This window comes from Streptomyces sp. NBC_01116 (assembly GCF_041435495.1).
GTDB lineage: Bacteria > Actinomycetota > Actinomycetes > Streptomycetales > Streptomycetaceae > Streptomyces.
In genome coordinates this window covers 3,513,120-3,525,555 of the sequence record NZ_CP108644.1, presented here as the reverse complement: position 1 = coordinate 3,525,555, position 12,436 = coordinate 3,513,120, and the positions used below count along the sequence as shown (strand labels likewise).

Sequence of the window (12,436 nt, the reverse complement as noted above, 5' to 3'; positions counted from 1 at the left end):
CTCATCAGAAAATCCGGTACCCGAGCTGAGGAATAGCCGTGGCCACCACAGAAGACATCACCGAGAGCAGACTGCTGCTGGCCGAGTACGACCGCATAAAGGAGGAGCAGAAGACCCGCATAGGCTTCCGTGACAACCTGCTCTACTTCACCCTCGCCGCATCCACCACGATCCTCACGATCAGTGTGCAGAGCCGCCAGGTCCAGTTGCTTCTCACCGTCCCCGTGATCTGCTTGGTACTGGGCTGGACCTATCTGGTCAACGACGAGAAGATCTCGGCGGTCGGCTCCTACGTCCGCGACCGGCTGGGACCACGGATGGCTGAGTTGACAGGCGCCCGCGGTGCGGTGTTCGGATGGGAGGCCTACCACCGCGACGACAGGAACCGAGCGACGCGCAAACGGTTGCAGGCCACCGTGGACCTGTTCACGTACGTGGCCCTGCCGGTGATCTGCATGGCCGCGTTCTGGTGCTCTCCCGCCGTCAGGCCCTTGCTCCTGATCGTCTCCCTGGTACAGGCGCTCGCCCTGGCGGTACTGGGGTGGCAGTTCCTTCGCTATGCGGAGCGCTAGCGGCCATCCGCAGCCCTGTCCGCTTCGACGCGACGTCAGCGCCCCGGCTGGGTGCCCATCTCTCGTGCCCGTACCAGGTCTGCTTGCCTTCCGCGGCCTCTCGTACCGTTGCTCCGGGCTGGGGAAGACATGTGCGCCGCGAACGTGAAGGCCCTTCCGTCTGATCGACGGAAGGGCCTCTGACTTGGTCTTTCTCTGTGCCCCCGGCAGGATTCGAACCTGCGACACCCGCTTTAGGAGAGCGGTTGTTGAACCATTCATCTGCCCTGATCAGGTGTGGTGCCCGTCCCCCGATGAAGATCGAATGGGGAGAATCTGGGGAGCGAGGTCAGCGATCCGGCTTCCGGAGGTCGACCCGACCCCACATGGTCCGGAGTCCGACGTTCGCCATCGCCTTCCAGAATACTTCTTCGAGCCCCGCGAGGCGCTCGGCGCGCATGTCCGGGGTGGGCCGCTGGTAGTGCCGCTTGATCCCCGGCCGCCGGTGCCCGGCCGCCTCGAAGGCCAACGGCTCCTTCACCCCGATCTGCGCCTGGAGCGTGTCGTGCAGCGCGCGCAGTGCCCGCATGTCCAGGCCGGGCAGGATCGGCTCCCACTCCGCCCGGTAGGAGACGCCCTGCCGCTTCGCTCGCTCGTCGCGTCCGTCGCACGCCGGCCGGAAGTCGCGTGACCAGTTGCCCCGGCGCCACGGCTTCCCCGACGTCGTGCTGAAGGGGCGCTCGTGCGGCCAGTCGTCGAGGTGGTGGCGGAGCAGGCGGGCGAGGAACCGCGGCACGTCGATGTCGCGCGTCGACCCGTCGTTCTTCGTCGGCTCCAGCTGGAGCAGGTACCCGTTCTTCGTGCCGTCGGGGTCGCGCTCCTGGTACTCCGCGTACTCCTCGACCACCCGCAGGACCGGGCACACGAACTCCGCGTCACCCCACGGCTGTCGGCGCTCCAGCAGTGCGCGGTCCCGGTGCAGTCCGAGGCCCTCGCCCCAGCGCAGCCCAGTGAACGCGGTCGTCAGCACGTGGATACCGCGCGCTGGCCCGAGCCGTTCCGCCAGCAGTAGCGCGTCTTCGGGCCGCGGGTCGCGGCTGACCTTCGGCGCCTTCGGTACGGCGGCGTCACCGGCGGTGTCGCGCGTGCGGCGGCGGCCGAACAGGGGGTTCACGGTGATGTGCTGGGCGTCGACCGCGGCCGTCATGATGGTGGACATCAAGCTGACGCAGTGCCCGCGCGACACGTCCGCAATCGTGAGGCTCTGCTGCCACGCGTCAACCTCGTACCAGGTGATGCTGCCCAAGGCGGTGTCCTGCCACCTCGGCAGGATGTGGCTGTCGAGCTTCTCCCACCGGGTGCCCACGGTTCGGCCGCGCTTCCGGCGGGACGTCATGAACGACTTCGTGAACTCGCCGAACGTCGTGGCCCGGAGGTCCGGGTCGACCCATCGGCCGGCCCGGATCGCCGCCTCCTGCTCCCGACCCCACCCGAGTGCGGTCTTCTTGGTGGGGAACCCCGACTCGGAACCGACCGAGCCGTCGGGCTTGTTGTAGCGCGCTCGCCACGTGGACCCGCGCTTCTCTGCTGACGCCATGACGCCCCCTTAGGTGAGCCTCCAGCGGGGCGTGATGGAGAGCGGCTCAGATCCGGGAATGACCCCTCCGAGCTGGCTCAGTACCTCTTCGGCGATGTACAGGATCCACTCGCCGCCCCGCTTCAACAGCCACGCGCAGACCCCATACGGCATGGACTCCACGCACCTGATCTGAACCCGCATCGGACCCCCAAAATTGTCCCGAGCGGCGGCACCCTCACAGGTTGACCATGCAACCACACCTCATGGCATATGCGGAGCCCCTTACATAACTTTCCGCACAGATCCGGTCACTCCTTACCGGAGCGTCTGATCTGTGCTTCGGCCTTCTCCCACTGGAGCAGTGCCTTTCGGATCTGCTCTGGTGTGGCGTCGCCCGCGCGGCCCTTCACGACGATGACCATCTGGGCCTCCGAGTCCTCGCCGTCCTCGCCCGGCAGGTTGATGACGGCCGTGTCGAGGACGGGGCCGCCGCCGGCGAGTGCGGCCTGAATCCGCAGGGGGAGTTCCTCCGGGGCCTCGACGGTGACGGTTGCCGGTTCGTCGGGGGGCACGGCTTCACGGGTCGGCTCGCCGCCGCTGAGCACGGCGTCGATGCTGGCGTCGGTCCACCCGACGATGCGGGCGTACTCGCGGACGGTGGGGGTGACTCGGCTGATCTCGCCACGCTCTACGTTCCGGAGCGCGCCACGCTTCACGCCGATGCGTTCGGCGACGTGCAGCTGCCCCAGCCCGAGATCATCGCGTGCTGCCCGGAGGGCTGATCCCAGCCGTGCCCAGTCTCGATCCATGAGGCACATCATGCCGCATTGCAATGCAACCCAATAGTGCGGGTCTCGGTCTCTGAGCAGCAGTTACTAAGCGTTGGAGGGGCGTACGGGTTGCAGATTGCGCGCCGCGTGCGCGCCCCGGCACTCAGTGCAACTCCGTCGCATGTTCAGAAACAGAGCATTGAGCGGGGCAAAGTGCTTGCTCCGCGGGAGTCTGCGTGTCATTCTCTGAGCGTGACACCGAACGGCGACGCAATCAAAGCCATCCGTACGGCTCAGAGAATGAGTATCCGAGTTCTCTCTCTGCGCACTGGGCTGAACCGCGGCTATCTCTCCCGCCTCGAACGGGGCCTCATTGCCCACCCGGGGGAGGGGAAGGTCGCGCTGATCGCAGCGGCGATGCAGGTGTCTACCTCAGCCATCACTCACAAGGAGACACCGACGTGACGACCACGACGGCCAAGAAGCAGGTGCGCCCCACCGCCCAGGCCGGCGGCGCCACGGACCTGAGCGAACTCGTGCACTACACGCCAGAGCAGATCGAGGCCGAGCGGTGGCTGCCGTATTCGGCCCGCACTCTGCGTGACAAGGCGTCAGCTCGGGTCTTCCCCCATAGCCGGGCGGGTGGCCGGATCACGTTCCTGCTGCGCCACATCCGGGAGATCGCGGCGATGCACGAGGTCCGTCCGGCGGGCGAGCGCAAGCGCCCCACGGCCGCCTGATCCACCTCATGAAGACGGGGCCGCCGGACGGCTATCCGGTCGACCCCGACGACACCCTCACCACTCAGAGAGACGAGGACATCGTGTCCCATCAGAGTATCCCGATCCCGCAGTTGGGTGCCGCGACGGCGCTGGTGCAGCTGCTCAGTGAGAACCCGGGGCTGCCCGTGGCGTCGTGGTCCGTTGGGGAGTTCGCGCTCCACGGTCACCTGCACGATGGCGGGTTCGGTGCGTTGGGCCGGTACGCCGGTGTGTTGGGCGGGTCGATCCGGCCGCTCGGCAACGACTACCCGTCTGGTGGGCGGGTAGTGCGGGCGCATCGGCTGGTGGCGATGTGGCGGGACATCCCGGTGCACGTGGACGTGGTTCTGCCGGTGGCGGCGGATGCGGCGGTGGCGGCATGAGCGCCCTGGGGATGCACGCCGACTCGAAGGCGTGCGGTACGTGCAGGGCCCTCGTCCGGGACGGCAAGCCGATCGAGCACGAGCAGTGCGCCGCCCGCGCGGTGCTGCTCTTGCCGCCGGATCAGCCGATGTACGAGGACCTCGTCGATCTGACCGACGAGCAGCGCAAGGCGCTCCCTGCCCGGTTCCACACTCCGGTGTTCGACGGCCTTGGTCAGCCGAACGCGTGGCTGTGCCAGGTGTGCTGGGGCGACGGTTGGGTTTCGCAGTGGCCGTGCGGTCCGGCGCAGGAGAAGGGCGCCATGGTCTTCGTGTCGGAGGGGGCGGCCGAGGACACGGCTGCCGAGCTGGTCCGGCTGCGGGCTCGGGTCGCCGAGCTGGAGGCGTCCTCCCCGTGGGAGCGGGCGGTGGCCGGGCTGAACGCCCTGGTCGACGCGGACGTGATCTTCCACGTGGAGCCGGACGGGCACATCTCCGCCCCGTTCAGCGACGAGCACATCGAGTGGGACCTGAAGGCGAAGCGCTGGGTCCTCACCCGGGACACGTGCCGGTGCGACGAGCCGGGCGCGGACCCGTACGAGTGCGAGGCCGACGACTGCGCGTTCCCCTTCTCCGAGCTGAACCCGTTCGGTGCGGGTGCCCGCCCGGTCAACGAGCGCAGTGCCGAGGTGTCCCGCCGGTGCGGTACGTGCGGCTGGACGACGTCGGTGTGGCACGTGGACGACGGGTCGGCCGATCAGGAACTGCACGAGCACATCGCCCGTACCCACCCGAAGGCGGTGTCCCTGTGAGCGCGCACCGTGAGCCGGTCCCGGGCCGCTACTACCCCGGAAACACCCCGGGGTGGGTGACGCTCGACGTCACCCCGCTGGTCGACAACAACGTCCACGACCTGCTGGACCTCCTCGGCAGCGACAAGTTCTTCGAGCGGTTCATCGAGCTGAACTCCGCCCCGATCGACGGGGAGCAGGACGCGGACCGCCTCGACTTCGAGCAGTTCAAGGACGAGCTGGTCGAGCGTCTGGCAACCCGTGTGCGGATGACGGGCCAGCAGGCCCGCCGTGTGGGCGCCCGGGTGTACCGGCTGGGTGTGCAGGTGTCCGCCGAGACGGACGCCGCGACCGGGCCGGACGTCCCGGCCGTGTCGCTGGGCAAGACCCCCCGCCAGCAGGACCGGAGGGCGTCGTGATCCCCACCTGCCCCACCTGCCGCCTGATCTTCGAAGCCTGCACCTGCACCGGAGGCACCCGATGACCAGCGATCCGACCACCAACCTCATGTACGACGCCGTCGAGTACGCCCTGTGGGCCGACCTCGCCGCCGCGCTGATGCGGCTGGAGGAGTACGGCCTGAACCCGATCGCCGCCCTGTGCGAGCAGCTCGGCGGCCGACCGGTCACCGTCCTCGACGCGGGCAACGTGATCCACGGGGGCGGGGTTCGGCCGCCGGGTGGCTACCTGCTCCGTATCGGCGAGGCCAGCGACTGGGTGGTCGCGGACCGCGCGAAGGAGGCTCCCCGTGGCTGACACGTTCGGCGGCCCCCACCGCCGCCCCGACCACACCGGCATCGGCCACACCCAGCGCGAGTTGTGCGACCGCGCGTACTACGACCAGGCCCCCCGCGCCGGTGTCGGCTGCGCCATCGCCCTCCCCATCAGCGGCCTCATGTGGTGGGGCCTCTACGAAGCCGGACACGCCCTGATCGGAGCCATCGCATGACCACCACCGACATCGCCCAGGCCGGAGGCTCCCTCGCCATCCGCGCCGACCAGACCGGATGGACCGACGACCAGGCAGCCGTCCTCCGCCAGACCGGCATCGACAACGACGTCACCAACGCCGAACTGGCCAGCTTCCTCCACCTCTGCCAGCGCACCCAGCTCGACCCGTTCAGCCGGCAGATCTACCTCATCGGCCGGTGGGACAACCGGCAGAAGCGGAAGGTCTTCACCCCTCAGACCGGCATCGACGGCTACCGGGTCATCGCCCATCGCGTCATCGCCGAAACCCGGCACACCTTCGGCTACGAGGACACCCTGTGGTGCGACTCGAACGGCCAGTGGCGGGACGTGTGGCTGTCCCCGTCGGCGCCGGCCGCCGCGAAGGTCACGGTCCTCCGGAACGGACAGCGGTTCTCTGCCGTGGCCCTGTACCGCGAGTACGTCCAGACCGACCGCAACGACAACCCCACCCGCATGTGGGCCAACATGGGCGCCAACCAGATCGCGAAGTGCGCGGAGGCGCTCGCCCTGCGGAAGGCGTTCCCGCACGACTTGGCCGGGGTGTACACGGCCGAGGAGATGGCGCAGGCGGACAACCCGTCGGCTGACGAGCGGCACCTGCGGAAGGTGCAGCCGGGGCAGGGCGACCCGTGGGCCACGGACCCGGAGCCGCAGGCCCCCCGGGCCGTCAACGGCCGCTCCCAGGAAGCGCAGGACTTCGCGACCACAGCCGCCGACGCCGCCAACAAGGCCGCGCTCCAGAAGGTGTACCGGGAGGCGCACGCCGCCGGGCTCCTCGGGGAGACGGTGAAGTCGCCGGACCGGGAGTTGCTGGAGCTGGGGGCGTTCCTGATTCAGCGCGGCAACGAGCTGGCCGAGCCCGCGCCTGCTGGTCCGGCGCCGCACTCGGTGTCCGACGCGGTCGCCGCCGAGGGCGCGATGGACGGCACCGCCGACGACGGCGTCGTGGACGCCGAGGTGCTGAGCCCCGAGGACGACTACGCCGACGCCGTCGCCCAACTCCGCGCCGCCGCCGAAGCCGCGCACCTGGAGGACTTCGACAACGGCGTCGCAGGCGCCCTCGGCATGCCCCTCAACGAGGCGCCCGTCGAAGCGATCCGCGCGCTCACCGCCCAGATCCGCCCCGCCGCCTGACCCAGCACAACGGGGCCGCCCGCGGGATAGGCGGGCGGCCCCACCAAGGAGCATCCCATGAACATGCAGGAACTGGCGCTTGAGGAAGCGGCGCTGAAGACGTTGGCCGACACCGTCATGGACCGGCTGAAGGCCGTGAAGGCCGAGATGCAGACCGCGCTCACCGAGGGCGGTGTGGGCAAGGTCGACGCCACCCTCCCCGACGGGACGAAGGTCGCCGTCATCAGCCGCACCGACAGCAAGCCGGCCGCCGTCGTCACCGACCCGGAGACGTTCCTCGCCTGGGTCCGGGCCAACCGGCCCACCGAGGTCACCACCCGGCTCGTCACCGAGGTCCGCCCCGCCTACACCACCGCGCTCCTCGCGGAGATGACCGCCGCCGGGACCGCCGAGGTGTCCGACCGGGAGACCGGTGTGGTCGACGCGGTGCCGGGGGTGGAGATCCGGGCGACCCGGTCGACGACGCACTCGGTGCGGCCGACGAAGGACGGCCGGGACCGGATCGCCGAGGCGTGGCGCACCGGGGCCCTCGGCCACCTCAACCTCCCCCAGCTCACCGCCGCACCCCAGGAGGCCTGAGCGATGTTCGTCTCCCGCAGGAAGTACAACGCCCTCGCCGCCGACTACGAGCGGATCCGCGAGCAGCGCGACGAAGCCCAGCGCGCCGTCCGCGCCATGCAGACCGCGACCCGCACGGCGGCCGGCCAGTTCACCGCCGCCGACGACACCCTCAACCGTGTCCGCCTCGCCCGCCTGGCCGACGCGATCCGGTACACGGGTCGCATCGCCCGCCTGGTCCGCATCGTCGCCCGGCTCCGGGGCGAGGTGGGCGCCGCCGAGCGCCGCGCCTACCGCCTCCAGGCCGCGTATGACAGCGCGGTCGGCCTCGATGACCCGCTGCTGGACCTCGGCGCGCACTGGCAGACCCGCCGCAGCGACAAGCCCCGCACGGAGGTGGCCTCATGAAGCTCCGGGCCGACGTCGCCGACATGCTCCGCGAAGGCATCGCGCAGCGGGACATCATGCGCACGCTCCACGTCAGCTACAAGACCGTCACCAGCCACCGCATCGCGCTCAGCCTGCCTGCCCCGAAGCGCGGCGGACACCCCCTCCGGCCCATCGAAACCGAGTTCCACGCCCGCACCGAGCCCGTCGACGGCGGGCACCTCCGCTGGACCGGGCACCACGCCCACGGGGTGCCGCGGCTCGGCCGGCAGGGCAAGCACCCGTCCGCGTACCGGGTTGCCTTCCGGCTGCATCACGGGCGCGAGCCGATCGGCCACGCGAAGCCGGGCTGCGGCTACGCGCAGTGTGTCGCTCCGGCGCACCTGGAGGACCGGCCGATGCGTGAGCAGCTCCGGTCCCAGATGGCCGGGATCTTCGGAGGTGCCCGGTGAGCGCGCCCCTGTTCAAGGTCACCTCGTCCAAGCTCGCCCCCGACACCGGTCACCGTGCTGCGGACTGGCGTGACGCCGCCCTCTGCCGGGACCCGCAGTACGACCCGGAGATGTGGTTCCCGAAGGGCACCGACGCCGCATCCATGGCCGACGAGGCCGAGGCCAAGGCCACCTGCCGCCGCTGCCCCGTCATGGAGACCTGCGGCCAGTGGGCGCTGGAGACCCGGCAGGACTCCGGCGTCTGGGGTGCCCTCTCCGAGCGCGACCGGACCAGCATCCGCCGGTACGGGCGCGTCCCGAAGAAGCGCGTTCCCGTCCAGGCGTTCGCGTCGATCGACGACGCGTATCGGTCGCTCACGCAGGAGGTCAGCGGCCACGTCCTGTGGTGCGGCGGCCAGGAGGTCGTCATCGGCTCGGTCCGGATGTCGCCGAACCAGGTCGCATGGCGGGCCACCCGCAAGGACGCGCCGATCGGGCGGGTGCACAAGGGGTGCGAGGTCGGCACGTGCGTCCGCCATCTGACCGACCAGGCCATGCGCGACGCCGCGCGCCACACCACCACCGAACGGAGCGCCGCCTGATGGACACCACCCCGATCGAGGCCCGCTGCGACCACTGCACGCAGACCCGGCCCCTGTTCCTCTACGAGCCGGACCACGACTTCCACCTCACCGGCATCACCTGCGAGTGGTGCCGCCGGGAGAAGCAGCCGCTGCTCTGCGTCCGCTGCTTCAGCGCCGAGACGCTGCGCGAGGAAGCCGACCCCGGCAGCCCGGAGGACAACGCGCTGGCCGCCGAGCTGATCCGGATCACGGAGACCAACGCCCGGGTGATCGCCCGGCAGGAGGCCGACAAGGCGGTCTGCGACGGCATCGCGCAGGCCACCGAGAACACCGACGCCTGACCCCTCGGCCCGGGGCCGCCGCGCCCCGGGCCACCACCCGCACCACCGCACCGTACGGAAGAGGACCGCGTGACCATCGACGCCATGCACTGGGTGTGGACCCACTCCCGCGCCAAGGGGAACGCCCGGCTCGTGCTGCTCGCGGTCGCCGACAAGGCACCCGGCCCCGACGCCACGGTCCGCATGGGCACGACGGAGCTCGTCGGCCGACTGAACGCGGCCCGGTCCTCGGTCGTCAAGGCGGTCGACGCGGCCCTCGCATCGGGCGAGCTGGTCATTGCCGAGCCCGCCATCGGTAGCCGGGCCGCGACCTATCAACTGCCGTACGCCGTCGGGTATGTGCGCCCCGCGCCGAATGCTAGGGGTCCGGAATCCGGACCGGTAAGCCAGAGCTACCGGTCCGAGAACGAGACCCCTAACCCTGAGCAGGAGTCCGGAATCCGGACCGGTAGCGAAACGGCTAGGGGTCCGGAATCCGGACCGGGGGGGTCCGAAAACGAGACCCCTAGGGGTCCGGAATCCGGACCCCTCTACCAGACCACTCCTACCAGGAGTGGAAGCAAGCAAGCCGGAGAGCCCGCGCCGCCCGTTCTCGGACCCGAGATCCCCACCAACTGCCGACCGCTCGTCGACACGATCACCGCCGCCGGGATCCTCGTCCGCTGGAACCTCAGCGTCGCCGAATGGTTCACCGTCGAAGCGCTCATCAAGCGCACCGGCGTCGCCGCCCTTGCCGCCTTCGCCCAGAAGCAGGCAAACACCCGGGACGTGTCGTACGCCCGGTACTTCCTCCCCGGCTGGCGCGACCTGCCCCCGCTGCCCGAGCCCGGTACCGCGCGCCCGCCGCTCCGTGCCGTGTCCGGCGGCTGGCAGCCCTACAGCAACCCGACCGACGTCTCCGCGTACTCGAACGGATTCTGACCATGGAACCCACCAACATCGGCAGCCTCGGCCCGTCCGCGTTCGCCAACGTCATGAACGGCATCCGCCAGAAGCAGGAGCAGGGCGTGACCCCTGGCCCGATCGACGACCAGCCCACCCCCGACGAGCCCGGCCACCCCGAATACCACCGCCGCCGCCGCGCCGAATGGGCCCTGAAGCGCTGGGAGACCGCCACCCCCCGCCGCTACCGGCACGCCGACGCCGACCACCCCGACGTCCAGGCCTGGGCCGACGACGTCGCCGCGGCCCCCGACACCGCGGGCAGCCTGCTCCTCACCGGCACCACCGGCACCGGCAAAACCCACCAGGCCTACGGCGCCCTCCGCCGCATCGCCGCCGCCGGCCCCCGCGTCTACGAGATCCGCGCCACGACCGCCGCCGACATGTACGGGCTGCTCCGCCCCAAGGGCTCCGACCGGGGCACAGAGGAAGAGCTGCGCCGCCTGGTGCGGGTGCCGCTCCTCGTCCTCGACGACCTCGGCTCCGCCAAGGCGTCCGAGTGGACGGAGGAGGTGACGTACCGGCTGATCAACGAGCGGTACAACGCCTGTCGGCCGACGCTCTACACCTCGAACCTCCCCGCCCGCGCCGAAGGAGCGCCCGACCTCACCAGCGCGCTGGGCGAGCGGATCGTGTCCCGGCTGTCCGAGGACACCCGCGTCGTCGCCATGACCGGCACCGACCGCCGCCGCCGAGGTGCCGCGTGAGCGCGCAGACGTGGCGCCCGGACGGCCCCGGCAGCTTCCTCTCCCCCAAGGGCGTCACCGCCGTACAAGACCGCACCGGCCGCATCTGGACCCGCCGCACCACCCGATGGACCGCGACCGGCAGCCACTGGATCAGGTGGCGGACCCTCGTCGCCGACCACGGACCCCTCACCGACGCCACGAAGAGGAAGGCCACCACATGACCGGCCTGGACGCGGTCATCAACGCCGCCATCGACGACTACCGGTGCGAGGTCCAGCCCGAGCAGCAGACCCCCGCCGGGCTCACCGACCGCATCACCGAATACCTCGCCAGCAGCGGCTACGACCTGCACCCCACGGTCACCGTCCCCGCCGACCCGAGGACCACCCCGTGACCACCGCACTCGACCGGGCCCGCGCCCTCCTCGACACCCCGCCACCACAACCCGTCCCCGGGCAACTCGACCTCCGGAGCACCCACATGGACACCGACCTCATCGTTGAGGGCTTCCACGGCCCCGGCGGCTGGGCCGAAGGCCGACGCATCCTCGGCCTCACCACCCGCGCGGTGGGCATGGAGTGGGACGCCGCTGCCTGCGCCACCGCGGTCGCCGCCGGGCACACCGTGGTCCGGTGCGATGTCGCGACCATGCCCACCGCGCCCTTCCGGGGCCGGGTCAAGGGCAAGGTCGACAGTGCCCCCTGCCAGCCCTGGACGAAGGGCGGCCATCGGCTCGGTCTCCTGGACCAGCCGTTGGTGCACCAGGCCGTAGAGGACTTGGCGCGCGGCCGCGACACCCGGGCCAAGCTCCTCACCGCGTGCAAGGACGCCCGCAGCCTGCTCGCCGCCGAGCCGATGCGCTGGCACCACGACCTCCGGCCTGAGTTGATCGCCATGGAGGAGGTCCCCGCGGTCCTGCCCCTGTTCCGGCAGTACGCCGCGATCCTCCGCGCCTGGGGGTACAGCACGTGGTGCGGCATCCTCAACGCCGCGGACTACGGTCTTGGCCAGACCCGACGGCGGGCCATCCTCATCGCCTCCCGCGTCCGGGACGTCACCGCCCCCGCACCCACCCACGCTGAGCACCCCGCCGACGACCTGTTCGGCGACCGGCTACGCCCCTGGGTCACCATGGCCGACGCCCTCGGCTGGGGCTACACCCAGCGCCCCGCCCCCACCATCACCGGCGGCGGCACGGACACCGGCGGCGCCGAACCCTGGTCGTCCACCAGCCGCAGGGCCATGCGCGCCGCGATGGACAACCCCGGGCACTGGGCGCACCACAAGCCCGCACCCACGGTCACCGGGACCGTCGGGCACGTCGGGGGGAAGCAGGCCGGCGGGCACCTCAGCCTCACCGTCGAGGAAGGCGCCGTCCTCCAAGGCTTCCGCGCCACCTACCCCTTCCAGGGCAACAAGGGGCAGCGGTCCCTCCAGGTCGGCAACGCCATCCCTCCGCTGCTCGCCGCGCACGTCCTGTCCGCCGCGACCGGGGTCCCGATGCCGGCCGCCGCCGAACTGGCTGCCGCGTGACCAGCAGTGCGCCCGCCCCGGCCGTTACCCGGGGCGGGCGCCCCACCACCG

20 protein-coding genes, 1 tRNA gene and 1 pseudogene are annotated in these 12,436 nt (G+C 70.9%); 19 read left to right on the top strand and 3 right to left on the bottom strand.

Annotated features, from left to right (window positions below):
- Window positions 1-38: 38 nt before the first annotated feature.
- Window positions 39-572 carry a hypothetical protein gene (locus OG245_RS15390; protein WP_371624097.1) on the top strand — a complete coding sequence of 178 codons (534 nt, stop codon included), beginning with the start codon at window positions 39-41 and terminating at the stop codon, window positions 570-572.
- Window positions 573-773: 201 nt separating this feature from the next.
- On the opposite strand, the gene OG245_RS15385 is transcribed toward OG245_RS15390, so the two are convergent.
- From OG245_RS15385 to OG245_RS15375, 3 genes are all read right to left on the bottom strand, one after another.
- Window positions 774-835 (bottom strand) — tRNA-OTHER (locus tag OG245_RS15385).
- A 65-nt stretch (window positions 836-900) separates the two neighbouring features.
- The gene (locus tag OG245_RS15380) at window positions 901-2,148 is read right to left on the bottom strand and encodes a hypothetical protein (RefSeq protein ID WP_371624096.1); all 1,248 of its coding nucleotides are present in this window, start codon (window positions 2,146-2,148) and stop codon (window positions 901-903) included.
- 290 nt (window positions 2,149-2,438) lie between these two features.
- Complete coding sequence (locus tag OG245_RS15375) at window positions 2,439-2,939, bottom strand: helix-turn-helix domain-containing protein (RefSeq protein ID WP_371624095.1); 501 nt, start codon at window positions 2,937-2,939, stop codon at window positions 2,439-2,441.
- A 36-nt stretch (window positions 2,940-2,975) separates the two neighbouring features.
- Here OG245_RS15375 and OG245_RS15370 point away from each other — a divergent pair, with 36 nt between their 5' ends.
- From OG245_RS15370 to OG245_RS15285, 18 genes and pseudogenes are all read left to right on the top strand, one after another.
- Window positions 2,976-3,365, top strand: coding sequence for a helix-turn-helix domain-containing protein (locus tag OG245_RS15370; protein ID WP_371624094.1), 390 nt, complete (start codon window positions 2,976-2,978; stop codon window positions 3,363-3,365).
- Window positions 3,362-3,640: a hypothetical protein gene (locus OG245_RS15365; protein ID WP_371624093.1), complete on the top strand. Its 279-nt coding sequence runs from the start codon at window positions 3,362-3,364 to the stop codon at window positions 3,638-3,640. Before OG245_RS15370 ends, OG245_RS15365 begins: the two co-directional genes overlap by 4 nt.
- Window positions 3,641-3,648: 8 nt before the next feature.
- Window positions 3,649-4,044 (top strand): hypothetical protein, encoded by a 396-nt coding sequence (locus OG245_RS15360; RefSeq protein ID WP_371624092.1) that lies wholly within the window; start codon window positions 3,649-3,651, stop codon window positions 4,042-4,044.
- Window positions 4,041-4,835 (top strand): hypothetical protein, encoded by a 795-nt coding sequence (locus tag OG245_RS15355; RefSeq protein ID WP_371624091.1) that lies wholly within the window; start codon window positions 4,041-4,043, stop codon window positions 4,833-4,835. The genes OG245_RS15360 and OG245_RS15355 overlap by 4 nt, the downstream gene beginning before the upstream one ends.
- Entirely contained in the window at window positions 4,832-5,233 is a 402-nt protein-coding gene (locus tag OG245_RS15350; RefSeq protein ID WP_371624090.1) for a hypothetical protein, read from the top strand. Before OG245_RS15355 ends, OG245_RS15350 begins: the two co-directional genes overlap by 4 nt.
- Window positions 5,234-5,294: 61 nt before the next feature.
- Entirely contained in the window at window positions 5,295-5,570 is a 276-nt protein-coding gene (locus tag OG245_RS15345; RefSeq protein WP_371624089.1) for a hypothetical protein, read from the top strand.
- Entirely contained in the window at window positions 5,563-5,763 is a 201-nt protein-coding gene (locus OG245_RS15340) for a hypothetical protein (RefSeq protein WP_371624088.1), read from the top strand. The genes OG245_RS15345 and OG245_RS15340 overlap by 8 nt, the downstream gene beginning before the upstream one ends.
- Complete coding sequence (gene bet, locus OG245_RS15335; protein ID WP_371624087.1) at window positions 5,760-6,920, top strand: phage recombination protein Bet; 1,161 nt, start codon at window positions 5,760-5,762, stop codon at window positions 6,918-6,920. The genes OG245_RS15340 and bet overlap by 4 nt, the downstream gene beginning before the upstream one ends.
- A 57-nt stretch (window positions 6,921-6,977) precedes the next feature.
- Window positions 6,978-7,499: a hypothetical protein gene (locus OG245_RS15330; RefSeq protein WP_371624086.1), complete on the top strand. Its 522-nt coding sequence runs from the start codon at window positions 6,978-6,980 to the stop codon at window positions 7,497-7,499.
- Window positions 7,500-7,502: 3 nt separating this feature from the next.
- Window positions 7,503-7,886 carry a hypothetical protein gene (locus OG245_RS15325; protein WP_371624085.1) on the top strand — a complete coding sequence of 128 codons (384 nt, stop codon included), beginning with the start codon at window positions 7,503-7,505 and terminating at the stop codon, window positions 7,884-7,886.
- Complete coding sequence (locus OG245_RS15320; protein WP_371624084.1) at window positions 7,883-8,317, top strand: hypothetical protein; 435 nt, start codon at window positions 7,883-7,885, stop codon at window positions 8,315-8,317. Before OG245_RS15325 ends, OG245_RS15320 begins: the two co-directional genes overlap by 4 nt.
- A gap of 110 nt (window positions 8,318-8,427) precedes the next feature.
- A pseudogene (locus OG245_RS15315) lies at window positions 8,428-8,601 on the top strand (WhiB family transcriptional regulator); the annotation flags it as partial.
- 296 nt (window positions 8,602-8,897) lie between these two features.
- Complete coding sequence (locus OG245_RS15310; protein ID WP_371624083.1) at window positions 8,898-9,221, top strand: hypothetical protein; 324 nt, start codon at window positions 8,898-8,900, stop codon at window positions 9,219-9,221.
- A 69-nt stretch (window positions 9,222-9,290) separates the two neighbouring features.
- The gene (locus OG245_RS15305) at window positions 9,291-10,142 is read left to right on the top strand and encodes a hypothetical protein (protein WP_371624082.1); all 852 of its coding nucleotides are present in this window, start codon (window positions 9,291-9,293) and stop codon (window positions 10,140-10,142) included.
- A 2-nt stretch (window positions 10,143-10,144) separates the two neighbouring features.
- Entirely contained in the window at window positions 10,145-10,870 is a 726-nt protein-coding gene (locus tag OG245_RS15300; protein ID WP_371624081.1) for an ATP-binding protein, read from the top strand.
- Window positions 10,867-11,073: a hypothetical protein gene (locus OG245_RS15295; protein ID WP_371624080.1), complete on the top strand. Its 207-nt coding sequence runs from the start codon at window positions 10,867-10,869 to the stop codon at window positions 11,071-11,073. The genes OG245_RS15300 and OG245_RS15295 overlap by 4 nt, the downstream gene beginning before the upstream one ends.
- The gene (locus OG245_RS15290; protein ID WP_371624079.1) at window positions 11,070-11,246 is read left to right on the top strand and encodes a hypothetical protein; all 177 of its coding nucleotides are present in this window, start codon (window positions 11,070-11,072) and stop codon (window positions 11,244-11,246) included. Before OG245_RS15295 ends, OG245_RS15290 begins: the two co-directional genes overlap by 4 nt.
- Window positions 11,243-12,385 (top strand): DNA cytosine methyltransferase, encoded by a 1,143-nt coding sequence (locus OG245_RS15285; RefSeq protein ID WP_371624078.1) that lies wholly within the window; start codon window positions 11,243-11,245, stop codon window positions 12,383-12,385. The genes OG245_RS15290 and OG245_RS15285 overlap by 4 nt, the downstream gene beginning before the upstream one ends.
- The last annotated feature ends 51 nt before the right edge of the window (window positions 12,386-12,436 follow it).